Origin of the sequence: Streptomyces katrae, from assembly GCF_002028425.1 — a bacterium.
GTDB classification, from domain to species: domain Bacteria; phylum Actinomycetota; class Actinomycetes; order Streptomycetales; family Streptomycetaceae; genus Streptomyces; species Streptomyces katrae_A.
Genome location: NZ_CP020042.1, coordinates 198,250 through 214,688 on the forward strand (window position 1 = coordinate 198,250; position 16,439 = coordinate 214,688).

Annotated in this window: 17 protein-coding genes and 1 pseudogene; 7 read left to right on the top strand and 11 right to left on the bottom strand. The window is 70.6% G+C overall.

The window, feature by feature from the left end:
- Positions 1 to 15: 15 nt before the first annotated feature.
- From B4U46_RS01090 to B4U46_RS01105, 4 genes are all read right to left on the bottom strand, one after another.
- The gene (locus B4U46_RS01090) at positions 16 to 363 is read right to left on the bottom strand and encodes a VOC family protein (RefSeq protein WP_079423214.1); all 348 of its coding nucleotides are present in this window, start codon (positions 361 to 363) and stop codon (positions 16 to 18) included.
- 181 nt (positions 364 to 544) lie between these two features.
- Positions 545 to 964, bottom strand: a complete 420-nt coding sequence (locus B4U46_RS01095; RefSeq protein ID WP_079423216.1) for an arsenate reductase ArsC — start codon at positions 962 to 964, stop codon at positions 545 to 547.
- Positions 961 to 1,758, bottom strand: a complete 798-nt coding sequence (locus B4U46_RS01100) for an aquaporin (protein ID WP_185117355.1) — start codon at positions 1,756 to 1,758, stop codon at positions 961 to 963. The genes B4U46_RS01095 and B4U46_RS01100 overlap by 4 nt, the downstream gene beginning before the upstream one ends.
- Positions 1,755 to 2,135, bottom strand: coding sequence for an ArsR/SmtB family transcription factor (locus B4U46_RS01105; RefSeq protein ID WP_079423218.1), 381 nt, complete (start codon positions 2,133 to 2,135; stop codon positions 1,755 to 1,757). Before B4U46_RS01105 ends, B4U46_RS01100 begins: the two co-directional genes overlap by 4 nt.
- Positions 2,136 to 2,220: 85 nt before the next feature.
- Between B4U46_RS01105 and B4U46_RS01110 the strand changes: the two genes are divergently transcribed.
- Positions 2,221 to 2,655, top strand: coding sequence for an ArsI/CadI family heavy metal resistance metalloenzyme (locus tag B4U46_RS01110; protein ID WP_079423220.1), 435 nt, complete (start codon positions 2,221 to 2,223; stop codon positions 2,653 to 2,655).
- A 434-nt stretch (positions 2,656 to 3,089) separates the two neighbouring features.
- Here B4U46_RS01110 and B4U46_RS01115 read toward each other — a convergent pair whose 3' ends face one another.
- Both B4U46_RS01115 and B4U46_RS01120 read right to left on the bottom strand, forming a co-directional pair.
- Complete coding sequence (locus B4U46_RS01115) at positions 3,090 to 3,614, bottom strand: peptidylprolyl isomerase (protein ID WP_237292489.1); 525 nt, start codon at positions 3,612 to 3,614, stop codon at positions 3,090 to 3,092.
- Between the two features lie 373 nt (positions 3,615 to 3,987).
- Positions 3,988 to 4,926 carry an NADP-dependent oxidoreductase gene (locus B4U46_RS01120; RefSeq protein WP_079431478.1) on the bottom strand — a complete coding sequence of 313 codons (939 nt, stop codon included), beginning with the start codon at positions 4,924 to 4,926 and terminating at the stop codon, positions 3,988 to 3,990.
- A gap of 166 nt (positions 4,927 to 5,092) precedes the next feature.
- On the opposite strand from B4U46_RS01120, the pseudogene B4U46_RS38705 reads away from it, so the two are divergent.
- Positions 5,093 to 5,248: pseudogene (locus B4U46_RS38705) on the top strand (hypothetical protein); the annotation flags it as partial.
- 329 nt (positions 5,249 to 5,577) lie between these two features.
- Here the strand turns inward: B4U46_RS38705 and B4U46_RS38710 are convergent.
- Positions 5,578 to 7,011 carry a hypothetical protein gene (locus B4U46_RS38710; protein ID WP_237292491.1) on the bottom strand — a complete coding sequence of 478 codons (1,434 nt, stop codon included), beginning with the start codon at positions 7,009 to 7,011 and terminating at the stop codon, positions 5,578 to 5,580.
- An 816-nt stretch (positions 7,012 to 7,827) separates the two neighbouring features.
- Between B4U46_RS38710 and B4U46_RS01140 the strand changes: the two genes are divergently transcribed.
- Positions 7,828 to 8,523, top strand: coding sequence for a DsbA family protein (locus B4U46_RS01140; protein WP_079423228.1), 696 nt, complete (start codon positions 7,828 to 7,830; stop codon positions 8,521 to 8,523).
- Between the two features lie 14 nt (positions 8,524 to 8,537).
- Here the strand turns inward: B4U46_RS01140 and B4U46_RS38715 are convergent, their stop codons facing one another.
- The gene (locus B4U46_RS38715; protein WP_237292493.1) at positions 8,538 to 9,905 is read right to left on the bottom strand and encodes a DUF58 domain-containing protein; all 1,368 of its coding nucleotides are present in this window, start codon (positions 9,903 to 9,905) and stop codon (positions 8,538 to 8,540) included.
- The gene (locus B4U46_RS38720; RefSeq protein WP_237292495.1) at positions 9,902 to 10,189 is read right to left on the bottom strand and encodes a hypothetical protein; all 288 of its coding nucleotides are present in this window, start codon (positions 10,187 to 10,189) and stop codon (positions 9,902 to 9,904) included. Before B4U46_RS38720 ends, B4U46_RS38715 begins: the two co-directional genes overlap by 4 nt.
- Positions 10,190 to 10,394: 205 nt before the next feature.
- Here B4U46_RS38720 and B4U46_RS01150 point away from each other — a divergent pair, with 205 nt between their 5' ends.
- Positions 10,395 to 10,871, top strand: a complete 477-nt coding sequence (locus B4U46_RS01150) for a hypothetical protein (RefSeq protein WP_079423230.1) — start codon at positions 10,395 to 10,397, stop codon at positions 10,869 to 10,871.
- Between the two features lie 393 nt (positions 10,872 to 11,264).
- Here B4U46_RS01150 and B4U46_RS01155 read toward each other — a convergent pair whose 3' ends face one another.
- Positions 11,265 to 12,308, bottom strand: a complete 1,044-nt coding sequence (locus B4U46_RS01155; protein ID WP_079423232.1) for an aldo/keto reductase — start codon at positions 12,306 to 12,308, stop codon at positions 11,265 to 11,267.
- A 126-nt stretch (positions 12,309 to 12,434) separates the two neighbouring features.
- On the opposite strand from B4U46_RS01155, the gene B4U46_RS01160 reads away from it, so the two are divergent.
- Positions 12,435 to 13,097, top strand: coding sequence for a TetR/AcrR family transcriptional regulator (locus B4U46_RS01160; RefSeq protein ID WP_100864833.1), 663 nt, complete (start codon positions 12,435 to 12,437; stop codon positions 13,095 to 13,097).
- 333 nt (positions 13,098 to 13,430) lie between these two features.
- Here the strand turns inward: B4U46_RS01160 and B4U46_RS01165 are convergent, their stop codons facing one another.
- Positions 13,431 to 14,072 carry a nucleoside/nucleotide kinase family protein gene (locus B4U46_RS01165; RefSeq protein ID WP_079423236.1) on the bottom strand — a complete coding sequence of 214 codons (642 nt, stop codon included), beginning with the start codon at positions 14,070 to 14,072 and terminating at the stop codon, positions 13,431 to 13,433.
- Positions 14,073 to 14,310: 238 nt separating this feature from the next.
- Between B4U46_RS01165 and B4U46_RS01170 the strand changes: the two genes are divergently transcribed.
- Together B4U46_RS01170 and B4U46_RS01175 are read left to right on the top strand one after the other, a co-directional pair.
- Positions 14,311 to 14,850, top strand: a complete 540-nt coding sequence (locus B4U46_RS01170; RefSeq protein ID WP_159402050.1) for a transposase — start codon at positions 14,311 to 14,313, stop codon at positions 14,848 to 14,850.
- A gap of 594 nt (positions 14,851 to 15,444) precedes the next feature.
- Positions 15,445 to 16,200 carry an ASCH domain-containing protein gene (locus B4U46_RS01175; protein ID WP_199848418.1) on the top strand — a complete coding sequence of 252 codons (756 nt, stop codon included), beginning with the start codon at positions 15,445 to 15,447 and terminating at the stop codon, positions 16,198 to 16,200.
- Positions 16,201 to 16,439 lie beyond the last annotated feature (239 nt).

Below are 16,439 nucleotides of genomic sequence, written 5' to 3' on the forward strand. Positions count from 1 at the left end.
TGCTCAGCTCGGCCGTCAGCGGTGGCCCAGTACGTTGACCACCCGGCCGTTGGGGTCACGGACGAAGAAACGGCGTACCCCCCATTCCTCGTCCTGCAAGGGGTGGACGATCTCCGCGCCGCTCTCCCGCACGGCCGCGTAGACCGCGTCCACGTCGTCCACTTCGACGCTCATGTCGGGAGTGACGGGTGCGGTCTTGTCCCCGGCCGTGAAGCTGATCTGCGCCGTCGGACTGGAGGAGGAGGCGAGCGTCATGATCCAGCCGTGGTTCATGACCTCCTCGAATCCGAGCACGCCGTAGAACTCCCGGCTCTCCTGTACGGCCTCCGACCGGACATTGGGTACGACGCGGCGAACGGACATCGGTGCCCCGGGACCGCCGGGCGGGTGGCGGGGCGGTTGCGGATCATCAGCGCGCTCGACGCCGGGCCGAACTCCGGCTCCGCGGCGACGGCTCCCCCCGGGAGCGCCGCCGGACGTCCCGGTCCTCCGGCAGCCGCGCTGAGGACCGCCCGGCCGGTGGCGGCCCTCAGGCCGGTGGTGCTCAGGCCGCGGCATCGATGCCGAGTTCGGTGAGCAGGCCCCGGACGCGCCGCTCGATCTCGTCGCGGATGGGGCGGACCGCGGCGACGCCCTGGCCCGCGGGGTCGTCGAGCTGCCAGTCCAGGTAGCGCTTGCCGGGGAAGTAGGGGCAGGCGTCGCCGCAGCCCATGGTGATCACGACGTCCGAGGACTGAACGGCCTCGGCGGTGAGGACCTTCGGGGTCTCGGCGGAGATGTCGATGCCGGCCTCGGCCATGGCGTCGACCACGGCCGCGTTGACGGTGGCGGCGGGGGCGGAGCCGGCCGAGCGGACCTCGACCCGGCCTGCGCCGAGGTGGGTGAGGAACGCGGCGGCCATCTGGGAGCGGCCGGCGTTGTGTACACAGACGAACAGTACGGACGGGCCGGTGGAGGTGCTCATCGGGTCGGGGCTCTTTCTCCGGTGGAACGGGCGGGGGCGGCGGGCTCGCGCCCGCCGGGCAGGGCGACGGTCGCAGTATCGGTGTCGGTGTCGGTGTCGGGTTCGGTCACCGCGGTGCGGCCGAAGGAGACGGCGGCCAGGGCGAGACCGGCAGCGGCGCCGATCAGCTGGGCGGCGAGGAAGGGCGGCACGGAGGCGGGGGCGATGCCGGCGAAGGTGTCGGTGAACGCCCGCCCGATGGTGACGGCCGGGTTGGCGAAGGAGGTGGAGGAGGTGAACCAGTACGCCGCCCCGATGTAGGAGGCGACCAGCAGGGGCGCCAGGTGCCCCCGGCCCGCGCGGGCCAGACCGAGGACGAGCCAGACCAGCCCGGCGGTCGCCACGACCTCGCCCAGCCACAGGTGCCCGGCCCACCGGTCGTGGGTGGAGAGGTGGACCATGGGCCTGCCGAACATGGCGTCCGCCAGCACCGCGCCGGCGATCGCCCCGGCCACCTGGGCGGGCACGTACGCGGCGACCTCGCGCAGAGCCGGGCCGTCACCGGTGCGGCGTCCCGTGAACCAGGTGGCGAGGGTGACCGCGGGGTTGAAGTGCGCCCCGGACACCGGGCCGAGCAGGGCGATCAGCACGCCGAGGCCGAAAACGGTGGCCAGGGAGTTGGCCAGCAGCTGCGTGCCGACGTCGTGGGTCAGTTCGGCGGCCTGGATCCCGGAGCCGACCACCACTGTGACCAGGGCGGCCGTACCCAGTGCCTCGACCGCCGCCCGGCGCCGCAGCGGCAGGGACGCGCTCACGCGGAAACCTTCCCGGACGCGGCCGGAATCTCCAGCAGGGCGGACAGCTGCGCCAGGGCCCCGGGGAGCACCCAGTAGTACACCCAGGTCCCGCGCCGCTCGGAGCCGACCAGCCCGGCCTCCCGCAGCACCTTCAGGTGGTGGGAGATCGTCGGCTGGGACACGTCGAACGCGCCGATGAGGTCGCACACGCACGCCTCCCCGCCCTCGTGGGAGGCGATCAGGGACAGCAACCTCAACCGGATCGGATCCGACAGGGCCTTGAACGTCCGCGACAGCTCCGCCGCGGCCTCCTCACCGAGCGGCTCGCGGACCATCGGCGCGCAGCACGCCGCCTCGCCCTGCCCGAGCACCGGCAGACCAGCTTGTTTCGACATTCTTCAATATTGACAGCTGTCGATCCCGGTGACAAGGTCGACTGTATCGACGGATGTCGAAACAGGTAGCTCGAAGGGAACCGCCATGTCCCGCGTTCAGCTCGCCCTGCGCGTCGCCGACCTCGAAGCCTCGGTCGCCTTCTATTCCAGGCTGTTCGGCACCGAGCCCGCCAAGCGCCGCCCGGGCTACGCCAACTTCGCCGTCGCCGACCCCGCGCTCAAGCTCGTCCTCATCGAGGGCGAGGCAGGCGAGGACACCCGCCTGGACCACCTCGGCGTCGAGGTCGCCTCCACCGAGGAGGTCAGGGCCGCCGCCGGACGTCTCACGTCGGCGGGCCTGGCCACCGTCGAGGAGAACGACACCTCCTGCTGCTACGCCCTGCAGGACAAGGTGTGGGTCACCGGCCCAGGCAAGGAGCCCTGGGAGGTCTACGCCGTGAAGTCCGACGCCGACACCCTCGGCAAGAGCGCCGGCAGCGCCCCGGACACCTGCTGTGGCACCACCACTTGCGGCGGCTGACCCCTCCCGGGCCGGCCGGGCGGGGGCGGCGGAAGGGGTTGGGTGATCGGCGTGCGCGGCAAGGTCTGCGGGGCGGGCACGGATTGCACGATCTCCCGCATCATGTCGTCGCCGCCGACTGCCGTCAGCCCGGTGACCGCGGTGAGTGCCACGATCTAGCCAGATCCCAACGAAGCGGCCCAGCGCGGACGTCCCCGCTCAGCGCAACCGACTCCGGGGCGGTCCCACCGCACCGGAGGCGGCCCCCGTCCGCGCCGCGCCCGCGGAGGTGGCCATCCCCCACCCTGCCCGGCCCACTCCGCCCGACGCCCTGCGGTTCGCCCACAGCTCGCTGCTCCCCCACCAGCGGCCGCTCACCCTCGACGAACGCCTCGAAGGCGTTCACCGCCGGGTGCGAGACCCTCGGCATCAGCGTGCAAGCGTCCCCGCCGTGGTCAGTGCTGACAGCACGGCCGGACGCGGAGCAGCTCGGTCCGCAGCACGGGGGTGCCGTCGACCGGTGCCGGGTCCTCCGTGGTCGGCGCGATGCCTGCGGCGGCGACTTTGTCGAGTGTCGTCAGGCCGTCGGCGCCGACCGTGCCGAACACCGTGTAGTTCGGCCGCAGCGCCGAGTCGCCGTACACGACGAAGAACTGTGAACCGTTCGTGTCCGGACCGGCGTTGGCCATCGCCAGCAGGCCGCGCCCATAGAGCCGGCGCGTGCCGGTCGGATCGGTGGGTGCCGGCGGCAGGTCCACCGGCAGCTCGTCCTTGTACTTGTACCCGGGGCCGCCCTCACCCGTACCGGTCGGGTCGCCGCACTGCAGGACCTTCAGTGTCGGGTACGCCGTCAGACGGTGGCACACCGTACGGTCGTAGAACCCATGCCGGGCCAGATGCAGGAAACTCTGGACCGTGCACGGCGCCTTGGCCCGGTCCAAGTGCAGCGGGAGCGGGCCCTGGCTGGTCGGAACAGCCATGTCAACCGTGCCACGACCAGGGGTGCGCCGCGGGTCAGGCGGCAGCGGAACAGAGCGCGCCGGCGGCTCGTCCGGGGTCTGTGTGTACTGGCAAGGGCCGTGTGTGGTGCGCGGCGGAGCTCCGTCGGAAGCGGTGGCGACGCTCCCTGCGCCCACGACTAACGCCACGGCCACGAATACGCTGCTCAGTGCTCGTTTCATCTCGCACGCCTCCCGATGATCGCCAGTTCCTTGAGCGGTCGCAGTCTAGGGTGTGGTCTGGTCCGCGGGAATGGTCAACGGCGGGAGGCCGGCGCGGCCGGGCCCGAGCGCGCGCCGGTAGCCCCGTACGGCCGAAGCCGGATACGCCCCCCTACCGCCGGCCGCACGAACCCTACGGAACCAGCACGATCTTGCCCCGGACCCGCCCGGTCTCGCTGAGTTCGTGCGCCTTCGCCGCCTCGGTGAGGGGGAGGGTCTCGGAGATGGTGGGCCGGATGCCGTGGCCGTCGATCAGCGCGGCGAAGTCGGTCAGTACGGAAGGGGTCGGCTCGAGGAAGAACTCCACGAAGCGCACGGCCAGTTCGGCAGCGCGGGCGGTGACCTCGGTGCGGTCGACGCCGACCCCGACCACGTCCACCAGGATGCCGCCCGGCTTGAGCGTGCCGAGGGAGCGCGGCCCGTAGTCATGGCTGATGGTGTCCAGTACGGCATCGATGTCGCGGAGCGCGCCGAAGTCCGCCACCGTGTAGTCGATCAGCTCGTCGGCGCCGAGGTCCCGCAGGTACGCGTGCTTGGCGGCGCTCGCCGTGCCGATGACGTACGCGCCCCGGGCCTTGGCGATCTGGACGGCGAGGTGCCCGACGCCGCCGGCCGCGCCGTGGATCAGCACCCGGTGGCCGGGCCCCACGTCCGCGAGGGTGATCAGGGCCTGGTAGGCGGTGAAGCCCGAGATGGGCAGGGCCGCGGCGCCGATGTGGTCGAGGGTGCGGGGCTTGGGGGCGATCCGGTCCTCGGGGACGACGACGTGGTCTGCGTGGCTGCCGTGCGGCGGCACGGTCCAGCCGTACACCTCCTCGCCCTCCGCGAAGCGGTCCACGCCCTCGCCGAGCCGTTCCACGGTGCCGCTGAACTCGTGGCCGAGGACGTAGGGCGGCGGCCCGAAGAAGTCCACCTTGCCGGCCCGGACCTTCCAGTCGGCCGGGTTCATGCCGGTGGCCCGCACCCGGACCAGCACCTCGCCGGGACCGGGCACAGGGAGGGGCGTCTCGGCGAGTTCCAGCACGCCGGAGCCGCCGATGCTCCGCTGGATGATCACACGCGTCGTCGTCATGAAGATCATTTTTGCACCGGGAGTGATTAGTTGAACAGTAAATTTGACGACGGGATGAGGAGGCCAGAGTTCCGCCCCGGCCCCGTCACCGGAGTGGACGGCACACCCGTCGGCAGGGTGCCGCCGTGACCCGGACGTGTTCGTGATCAGTCCGTTCCGGCAGGTGGTGGCGGGAGCCCGGCGGGCGTGCCGGGACCTGATGCCAGCCGACCGGGTGGGGACGGTGCACACCACGCAGGGCAAGGAAGCGGACGTCGTCATCCTCGTCCTGGGCACGGACCCGCGCCGCCCGGGCGCCCGGGCCTGGGCGGCGTCACCGCCGAACCTCCTCAACGTCGCGGTGAGCAGGGCGAAACGCCGCCTCTTCGTGATCGGCAACCTCGAGGCATGGCGCGGCCAGCGCTTCTTCAACACCTGGCGGAGTCGCTGCCGTGCCACAGGTGGCAGGCCCGGATCCGCGGGGAGGACGGCCGAAGCTGAGGCTGCGGGCGTGCGGTGGGACCGGGGCTATGGGGATCCTGAGGACGGAGACTACGTGGCGTTGGGCCTTGCAAGCAGCGTCGGCCGGATCCCCGTCAGCCGTTCAGAGCGGTCGAGGAGGTGCGGGGCCAGTTCCATGTATGGGTGTGACCCACTTCGACGAGCCCAAACTCAGGGCTGTGGGGTGCGCGCCGGCAGCAGAGCTGCGAAGGGAGTCATCGCGCCCCCGCCCAGCACACCGGTAATGCCGAATCTGTCCAGGGACTCCTGCTTCCGGGAGAACTTTCCCTCGGCGTTGTAGGAGCTGACGAACATATCCGATTCGGCTCCGTTCTCACCCAGCATTCGGACCGAGCTGATGTAGCGCGGCCGTCGTGTCACGTTGAGGAGATTATTGCTGTAGCGGAGTCTTCCGTGGTGCATGACGTAATCCGGGCAAGGACTGGGGTTGCATTCGTAGAATCGGGGGTCCTGCTGGTTCCACGAAAACGCGGGGACGGCGAATTCGGCGCCGATTTTCGCCCGATCGGCTCGCAGTAGCGAGATGCCCACACCGGTCACAATCAGATCATAATTCGCGTCCTTGGGAATCTGGACCACGGCTCTTGAGCCTCGCGTGTCGCCAGGGTAGAGCATCAGGCCGGGGGTGAGGATCGGGCCCACGTTCAGTGATTGGTATCCGATGGGGTCGACGTGCAGCTCGGTGTCGATGCTCCACTCAGCGGCCTTCCGCCACTCCTTCTGGTCGAACTTCGCTCTGTCCTTCTCAAACTCGGAGGTACGTCCGGAAACGCGGTACCCCGCTGCCAGAACGTAGGCGGGCACCGTACCGGTGTTGCGGATGGTCATCTCCACGGGCAGGTGGATCACGGGACGCACGAGGTCCGGCACCGGCTTCCCGAAGGTGGCGTCGATAGAGAAGGTGAGGTTAGCCGCAGCGGGCTGGTAGACCGTCGAGTAGGCGAAGTTTGCGATGGCCAGGATGGCGGTGGCGGTCAGACCGGCCGTGAATCTCTTCGGATGCGGGATTCCCTTCCACGGCTGCTGGGACCGCACGGCCCATAGGGCCCACAGGGTCCAGAGGGAAATTGCGAAGAACGCCGGAACGTAGCGTGTGTATTCGCGCTGCTGGAACCACAGGAAGAGGAAGACGCCCTCGGTGGCGAGTGCGATGAGCACACCGACCAGGACCAGCGCCCCGGAGTACGCCAGCGTCCGCTTGCCCCAGTAGTCGAAGACGGCTGCTGCCGCGAGGCCCTGCGCCGCGCCCGCAAAGACGAACAGGAATCCGGTGATCCGGCCGGCGAAGGTGAGCGCGCCGAGCGCGTCCACCCGGCCGACGTCGACGAGCAGAATCATGGACGACAGCAGGCCGGCGGCCATCAGCGCGATGATCCCGCGGCGGCGCCACAAACGGTCCGGCCAAGTGTCCCTGCCGCCCTCGCGCCAGGTCACTGTCGTGCGGTCGGCCAGGTCCATGTCCTTCGGGAGCCCTGCCCGGTGCAGCTGCTTGCGGAGGTCGCGGACGCTCCAGGCACTGCCGGCCGGCTCCCCGTTGACGGTCACCGCCCGTAGCCCCCGGCTGTCCGGGGGATGCACCACCACACTAGGCCTCCTCATGCAGCCAGGCTCACGGCCGCACCGCTCGGGCGCATCCGGGACTAGGCCGGGCAGCCCCGTGCCGTATGGCGGCTGACCGAAGCCTGTGGCGAGGGGCCGTGGGACGGGGGACGACGGCGTCGGTCGTCACGGTGCCGGTGGCGCCGACCGAGCCCGTCCAGCCCTGCGGACCAGAGCGGTCGCCCCTCGGGCCGGCCCGGGTGGGCCCGGCCTACCACTCGGCGTTCGTCATTGTCCGTACGCCCGCCATCTACACCCTCGCCGCCAGCGTCCGCACCCCCTGATGTTCCTCGGCCGGCGCCAGCAGACCACAGCCAGCCCTCACTTATCGTCACCGGGCCCGCCGCAGCCGGAAAGACCACAGCCCTCCTCCCCGTCGGACGCACCTGCCAACTCGCCCGCACGCGCCACAGCCCCGCCACGCAAGCCGTCGGACGCCGAGGTTCCCGCCCCATACCTCCCCGTCCCGCCGGAAGCGACCGTCAAAAAGCTCGCGGCGGAGTTCGGCCACTGCCTCTTGCATGGCTCAGACCCAGATCGCCGAGAGCGTCTGCCATATCTACAACCTGGTGGGTGTCCGCCTCGTTCTGTCGACCGCCGTAGGGGAATTCGGTTTCCCCGTGTTCCGAGCCGGCACTATCGTGGCGGGACACGAACATCTCCTGGGCTCGTCCGCCTGCGAGCCCGAAGCGGCCGAAGCCCATTGTCGGCCTGGCCCGCAACGACTGGCGTCACCGTGGGTCCAGCAGATCTGCACGAGACGGACGGGCCCTCACCGCACACCTAGAGAGCCGCATCTGCATGAGAGCCCAACGCATTCGTCCTGTACTGGTGGCGGTCACCCTGCTGGGGCTGACCGTGACGGCTTGCGGGGACCAGACGAGCGCCGCACAGCGGGAACGCCGCCACCCGTACGCCGCCGTCGAGGAGCTTCCGGAAGCCCTGGCGCCGGACGGGACCACGATCGTCGTGGGGGACCCGCGACGGATGCCGGTTCACATCTACGAGGACATGCGGTGCTCCGTCTGCAGGGAGGTCGAGGTGACGGGGGCAGGCGCTTCGCTGCTGGACATGACGCTGGGCAAGGAAGCACGGACCGAGTACACCCTGTCCTCCGCCCTGGACGACCGGCTGGGCGGCACCGGCTCGAAGAAGGCCGCCAACGCCCTGCGCGCCGCGCTGGAGCAGGGCAAGTTCACCGAGTACCGGGCCGTTCTCCTCCGGAACCAACCTGAGGAGGACAGCGACGGCTACACCGACACATTCCTGCTCGAGACGGCGTCACGAGTGGAGGGCCTGCGCGGGCCGGCGTTCGACTCTGCGGTCAAGGAGATGAAGTACGCGGACTTCGTGGAAGCGTCCGAGAAGGCGTACGAGGCCGCCGGCGCACCCATGTCACCCGCGGCGGACATCAACGGCAAGCGGTTGCCGGACACCCAGTCGCAGGTGCTGCTCACCAAGGACTTCCTCCCGGTCTGGATAGCCGGCTACCGCTGACGTCCCCACACGGTTCAGAGGCGGCCGAGGCTCATGCGAAGGCGGCCCAAGCGGGCATCCCGGGCTGCTCGCCCGTGATCCACCACCAGTTCGCCGACGCCCTCGCTCACAGCGGCCGAGGCGGACGCAAGGCCTGACCGGTCCTGCCGGGACCTCCTGTACGGCGCCGTCGCAGTCAGATCACCGGTGTGGGCCTCGGCGCTCCAGCCGCATACTCCTTGCTTGTAGTGCACGGGCCTGGAGGCGGGCGGGGTGGTCGGCGCCTTGACGGTCTTTGGGGTGTCGTCGAGATCGGCGCGAACCTCGCCAGTGGTCTCGGCGATGGCGAGTGAGGCGGGCATACGTGCCCAGGAGGTGGCTGCGACGGGGGCTTGGGCGGCGAGGAGTACCACTGCGGTCGCAGCGGCGGCCGCCAGGGCGGGTGTCGCTCGCGGGCAGTCGGGTGGGGCGCTGACACCGGCTGTCCACGCGTCGGTGACGAGGAGGTAGGCCGGCAGCAGGGCGGCCATGCAGACGACCAGCCAGACAGGGGGCCGGTGGCTGCGGCGACCGCGATCGCCGCCGGCAGCACCGTCGTCCTGCGGCGGGCTGCCAGGGTCCGCCCGCGCGGGCGGTGGGAGCGGGCTGAGTCCCTCCGTGCGGTACGCGCGGTCCTTGCGGACCTCCAGCACACTCTCGACGATGCGGTAGAAGTACCCCTGGCCGCTGTCCGGTTGCAGCCAGCGGGTCGCGCCGCCCACCGATACGACGCCGACCCGGTCGTGGGTGCGCAGGTAGGCGCGGACCAGCCCGGCAGCGGCACGGAAGGTCTCGTCGAGCGAGGAAGCGTCGGTGACCGGGTTGACTACGTCGGCGAGCACATCGAGCAGCACCACCGTGTCGGCGGTGCGCTCCGCGGCGAACGGGTGGACCTGGAGGGCGCCGCGGCGGGTGGTGGCCGGCCGGTGGATCCGCCGCTGCCGTCGGCCGCGCACGTATCGGTGCACGCCGGTGACCTCGATGCCCTCGCCGCGCTGCTCGACGGTGTGCTCGACGAGCCGTTGTGGCAGCCGGACCGGGATGGGCGTGAGGCCGGCGTGTCCGGGCAGCGGAAAGACGGCGATGTCACCGAGTTCGGCTCGCACGGTGCGCCGGGCCGACCCTCCGGGGTCGTAGACGTCGACCTCGACCGTACCGAGCGTCCAGCGGCCCCAGCGCCGCGCGGTCAGGACGAGATCGACGCGGTGCGGGCCGACTGCGAGGTGGTCGAGCCGGACCCCGTGGCCGAGGGTGACGCCGGGGTCCAGGCGGGCGGGTTCACCGTCGTAGGACAGCGTGATCCGTACCGTCACCTGCTCGCCTTCGAAGCACCGCAGCGGTTCCGCCTCGGCCTCGACCGTCACCGCGTCCGGGCGCTGCCCGCTGCGCAGGGCGAGGTGACCAGGGCGGCAGCCAGCGCGACGACGGCCAACGTGCCCAGCCGCAGGGCGCGTTCGCCGGCGCGCAGCTTGATCATGGCCGTGCTTACAGGGGTCGCGTCCTTCCAGCCGGTCAGTTCCGAGCGGTGTCCGTCCGGGGTGTACGTGATCAGGCGGCCGCGTAACCCGGTTCCATGGCCGTCCATGGAGGCGGCGACGTCATCGACCCGCAGGCCCTTGCCGTCTTTGGCCCTCGCGTCGGCGTGCACGGGGGGTGTGCGCAGAGGGCGGCGGCGAGCACCAGGGCCGCCGCCGTCACTGCGTAGATCGTCTTTCTCATGCCGGTCCAACCGGGGCGACGGGCGGGAAGGCCAGCCGGAGGCCGCGGTGACCGGTCTCGAGGCGACATCGCACTGCCGGTCGTCCTCGCCGGGTATGGCAAGAGTGTCAGGGGCCAGCCGTAGGGTTCACCGAGTGAGTGACATCTACGAGCTGACGATCGGCGTCGATTTGAAGGGCGAGATCTCCGAGCAGGAACTCGCCGAGTTGAGCTGGCATCTGGGCATCGGACCCCAACCCGTGCGCCTGTCCATAGTTACCGAGTTCCCGGTCGTAGTAGAGGACGACTCGGGGATACCGGTGATTGAGGACGACCCCTACCCACTGCTCGCCGGCCGCGGCGCGGCGTGGCGGGTGGGTGGTGTGCTCTCCTCGGAACTGGTCCCTCACGTGAACCAGCCGCGGAGCGGTTGGTCGCTGACGTCACGACAGGAGATCCATCCGGACGAGTTCGAGAGGGTGGGCGAGCTGCTGCACTGGCTGGCCACAAGGGCTCACGAGAGGCACCAGCTCAGGGAGAACGCAGTCGGGATCGGATCCCTCAGGTTTTATGAGGCGGAGGTTCCGGATGTACTTCAGGTCGAGAGCGGACAGGTCAACTGGCCGAGCTGAGCAGGACAGCGAGGGATTCGAGCACCGCGAGGACGCCTCGAAGGCTTTCTGCCTAGTACCAGTTCATCAGAGGGTGCGGCTGCTTGAGAGAGCGTTGCAACCGGGACCGCAGCCCCTCCGCCCCTGCCCCTGCCCCTGCCGCTGAGGGCTGCGTAGTGCCGTTCGTTCAGCAGGAGCTGCATGAGCGGCGGGGGCCTGGTGCTGGTGACAGGACTTCTCGACTGCGCGGCGAGGTTTTGCAGCAGGTGCCAGTGGTCGGCACATCATCCAGCGAGCCAACCCGCACGAGTCCGGACCGCCCTGCCGGAACGCCGTGGACTGGGGATTCACGGGACTCCGGTCAGGGCCGCTCTTCAGGGAGGCACATCATCAGCCGGGGGCGGGCAAGGGTGGTCAGTTGCGGGCCGTCAGCGGGGGGTTGAGGCGGGCGAAGCCCTCCTGGCGCTCGTACGGGAAGTACGGGTACGGCGCCGGGCGGTGGCTGGCGGTGTCCAGGCGGGCCATCTGCCCAGCGGTCAGCTCCCAGCCGACGGCGCCGATGTTCTGCCGCAGCTGATGCTCGTCGCGGGCCCCGACGAGGACGGTGGAGACGGTCGGGCGCCGCAGCAGCCAGTTGATGGCGACCTGAGGGATGGTCCGGCCCGTCTCCTGCGCGACCTCGTCGAGGGCGTCGACCACGTCGTACAGGTAGGCGTCCTCCACCGGCGGGCCGTAGTCGGCGGTCTCGTGGAGCCGGCTGCCGGCGGGCAGGGGGCGGCCACGGCGCAGCTTGCCGGTGAGGCGTCCCCAGCCGAGGGGGCTCCACACCATGGCGCCGACGCCCTGGTCGTGGCCGAGGGGCATCAGCTCCCATTCGTAGTCGCGGCCGACGAGGGAGTAGTAGACCTGGTGGGCCGCGTAGCGGGGGAAGCCGTGCCGGTCGGCGGCGGAGAGGGACTTCATCAGCTGCCAGCCGGCGAAGTTGGAGACGCCGACGTAGCGGACCTTGCCGGAGCCGACGAGCTGGTCGAGGGTGGACAGCACCTCCTCGACAGGGGTGGCGGCATCGAAGCCGTGCAGCTGGAAGAGGTCGATGTGGTCGGTGCCGAGGCGGCGCAGGGCGGCCTCGACCGCGCCGATCAGGCGGGAGCGCGAGGTGCCGTACTCGCCGGGGCCGTCGCCGGTGGGCAGCCCCGCCTTGGTGGAGATGAGGACCTGGTCGCGACGGCCCTTGACGGCCTGGCCGAGCACCTCCTCCGAGGCGCCCGCCGAGTAGACGTCGGCGGTGTCGAAGAGGGTGATGCCGGCGTCGAGGCAGATGTCGACGAGCCGGCGCGCCTCCTGGGCGTCCGTGCTGCCCCATGCGCCGAACACGGGGCCCCGGCCGCCGAAAGTGCCTGCGCCGAAGCCGAGGGCGGGGACCCTGAGGCCGGACGCACCGAGCTGCCTGTATTCCATGACGGACTCCCTCCACAAGCGGTAATGGAACCGCAGAACCTTTAAGGTGGTTCCAACGTAACAGGCGAACACCGCTAATGGAACCAGGGATCCGTTATGACATTTGAGAGTGATGCCCCGATGCCCATGGACGCTTCGCGGGACACGGAGGACGCAGGGGGTGCGCGGGGTGCGGGGGACGAGTCCGCCGACCCCGGGACCGTCCGCCCCGGGGGACGGACGGCCCGGGTACGGGCCGCCGTGCTGCAGGCGGCCGGGGACATGCTGGCCGAGCAGGGCGTCCACGGGCTGGACCTCGCCGAGGTCGCCCGGCGGGCCGACGTCGGCAAGACCACCGTCTACCGGCGTTGGGGCACCGTGGCCGGCCTCGTCACCGACCTGCTGACGGACATGGCCGAACAGTCACTCCCGCGCACCGACACCGGCTCGCTGGAGGGGGACCTGCTGGCCAACGCCGGGCTCGTCAGGCGCACCCTGTCCGACCCGCGCCAGGGCCCCCTGTTCAAGGCCGTCATCGCGGCCGCGGTGGGCGACACCCGGACGGCCGAGGCCCTGCACCGCTTCTACGAGATCCGGGTCGCGGAATGGGCGCCCTGCGTCCAGGAGGCCGTCGCACGGGGGGAGGTGCCGGAGGGCACCGACGCCGCCGAGGTCGTGCGGGCCGTCTCCGCCCCGCTGTACTACCGGCTGCTGACCACGGACGCCCCGCTGGACGAGGCCGCGGCCCGCCGGGCGGCCGGGGCGGCGGTGGCGGCGGCCCGTGCGGGAGCCTTCGTGCGGATTCCGTAGCGACGGCGGGTCGGCCTCGGCCACTTCCTCCCCGCCTGGATCGACGCGTCCCGGCCTCACCGGCTGGGTTTGGGCTCGAGCCGAGGAGGCAGCAGCCTGGCTGGGGCGGTGCTCCGTGGACGCGGGCTCGATCGCGAAGGACATCGCGGCGGGGGAGACGAGGGACGAGATCGAGCCGGCCGTCCCCGCGCTGTGCTGTGCTGTGCTGTGCTGTGCTGTCTGTACCTTGCGGCTGAGGTCGTGGTGACCCATCTGTCTCGTGCCTTCCGCCTCCGCCCCGGAACTGTGCACGGGTGCCGGCGGGAGCATGTAAACCTGCCCGTCCCGCCGTCATCAGACGGTACTGAGAACAAGGTCGGCGCGGTGGCGGCCCAGGGCGACGAGGCGGGCGTTGGGCTCGTCCGAGCGTGCGACCCAGGCACGCGCATACGCCGGGTCCTTGCCGTGCCGCACGTGACGGCCGATCAGCCGGTCCAGGCGCAGGTCCTCTGCCGGGTCGAGGTACCAGGCCTCGTCCAGCAGCGGCCGTACCGCGGCCCACTCCCCCACGTCGTGCAGCAGGTAGTTCCCCTCGGTGATCACCAGCGGTACGTCCGGGCAGACGGGGATACTGCCCGCGATCGGTTCCTCCAGCGAGCGGTCGAAGGCGGGCGCGTACACCGTGGACGCCTGCGGTGCGCGCAGCCGCTGTAGCAGGGCTGCGTAGCCGGCGGCGTCGAAGGTGTCGGGGGCGCCCTTGCGGTCGGCGCGACCCGTGCGGTCCAGCACGGCCTGCGCGAGGTGGAACCCGTCCATCGGGACCACGACGGCCCGCTGCGGGCCGAGCGCGTCCGCGATCCGGGCAGCCAGTGTCGACTTTCCGGCCCCCGGGGGGCCGGCGATGCCCAGCAGGCGCCGCTCACCCGTGTTGGCCAGTGCCTCCGCCCTCGTTACCGCTGCCGGTTCAGGTTCAGGTTCAGGTTCCGTCGAGCGCATCCGTCCATCCTGCCCGAGGGCGTGACGGTCCGCGGCCGCTTCGGCATGAGGAGGAGGTCTGCACCTCGGGTTCAGGTGGAGGCACAGGGTTCAGCGCGCGCGCCGTCGCGGACGTCCCCATCGGTCTGCCCCAGCGGGCGAACACGCGATCTGCCGCATTCCGGCGAAGGGGCGTGCCCCGCAATCTCCCTTCATCAGCATGGGTGTTCGTGGGGGACGAACGGTTCTGGGATCCGGTGTGGCCGACGTCGAGGGGCTGGTCATCAATGCGGTGGGCATCGCCCTGCATGCGCGGCAGCCGGCGGTGACGTGCCCCTCGTGCGACGTGACCGCGTCACGCGTACACAGCACGTGCACGCGGCGTCCGGCGGACCGCCCGTTGGGTGGGCTACGAGTGCTGCTTCGGCTGCGGGTCCGCCGCGGCCGGGCCGGCGACCGGCTCGCGGGCCACCTGCCGGTGAGGACGAGCCGGGACATGATCCCGGGTGAACTCCGGCGACTGCCGGACCCGCCGTCCGCGCACGTCACGGTGATGGGGATCGACGAGTTCGCGTTCCGGAGGGGCGCCACCTACGGCAACGTCCTCATCGACGTCGAACCACGACGGCCGGTCGATCTCCTGCCCGACCGCACCGCTGGCGCCGTTGCTGCCTGGCTCGCCGATCACCCCGGAATCAAGGTCATCTGCCGAGATCGGTGCAGCACCTTCAGCCAGGCCGCCTCCCGCGCGGCACCCGACGCGATCCAGGTGGCCGACAGGCGGCACCTGCTGCACTGACTCGCCCGTGCCGTCGAACGACCCGCCCACCAGCACCGCGTCTGCCTGCCGCGTTGATCGGCCCACCGCAGCCGATCCCCAGCCCCCGCCTGGATGACCCGCGCCCTCGATCACGGGGGCCCTCGCCGGTCCAGGGCTTCGCCGCCTTCCTTCAGAGCGACTGGGACGCCGTCGTGAACGGCCTCACCCTGCCCTGGAGCTCCGGCTCGGTCGAAGGCCAGGCCAGGCCAGGCCAGGCCACGAGGATCAAGCTGTTCAAACGGCGTCATACGGCCGAGCCTCCTTCGCGCTCTTGTGGACCCTCGTCCTCGCCCAGCCTCCGTGACCATCACGAGACATCCGCCACAGCCGTTTTGAAGAAGTCTCATCAGCAGGTGGCAGCCGTGGCCCGGGGTCGTCCGTCCGTGACCACGACCAGCCCAGCCAGGCCGCTCCGTCCCTGCCCACGGGACCACCATCAAGGCAAGCCGAATTCCCGTGGAACCCACCTGCGTGGCGTGGAATGATCTTCGGCGACTGCTGACGAAAGGGAAGGCTGAAAACGTGTACGTACCGTCATCTGCACGGGCTCTCGATGATGACGAGCGTGAGCTCGTGGAGCTGGCACGCCGCACCATAGACGCGCATACCGACGCCGGGCCCGACGAAGATGGGATCCACACGATGGGGGCCGCGGTCATGGCCGCCGACTACCGGATGTTCGCCGGCGTGAACCTCTACCACTTCACCGGGGGGCCCTGCGCCGAACTCGTGGCTCTGGGAGCTGCGCGGGCCCAGGGCGCACGCCAGATGCGCTGCATCGTTGCCGTGGGAAACCACGGGCGCGGGGTCATCGGCCCGTGCGGGCGCGATCGGCAGGTCTTCGTGGACTACTACCCCACCATGCGCGTCATCGTGCCCACGCCCGCGGGGCTGATGTCCGTGCTGGCCGCCGACCTGATGCCGCTGGCTCAGCGATGGACCCCGGAGGCGGGCATGAACGGTCTCGACCCCTTGCTCTACCAAGACCCCGAGACGGCCGGTCCCCCGGTCATCCGGTTCAACCCCCGCTACCTTGAAGACGTCCGCTCTGGCGCCAAGACCAAGACCACCCGCTTCCGGGACCCTGCCCAGCTCGGGCCGGCACGGCTGGTGTTTGAAAGCGACCCCGAAGTCGTCCTGCCGGCAGAGGTGACCGGCGTCAGGCACTGCCTGGTCAGCGACCTCACCAACCAGGACGCCCAAGCCGAGGGGCTGACGACAGCAACCGAACTCCGGGAAGCCCTCAAGGGTCACTACCCAGATCTGGCGGGAACCGACGAAGTCGACGTGATCAGCTTCCAGATCAACGACAAGACAGGAGGGGCTTGAACCGCGGAAGCACCTCGAATTTCCCCACCTGCCGCTCAGGTTCTGGTCAGACTTGCTCACTTGGCTTCCCCACGCTGGACCAGGCAGTGGGTTCACCGATGGTGAGAGCGGAGGCCGCCGCTGAGCGGGTTGGCGAGGAGAGCAACCACCTGTGGCCTACCTGACAAATGATCACCGGGCGGGTCCGGCTCGCTGGATACGGAGAGCGAGCCGGACGGCGGTTGCCCGGCTGTCGATGT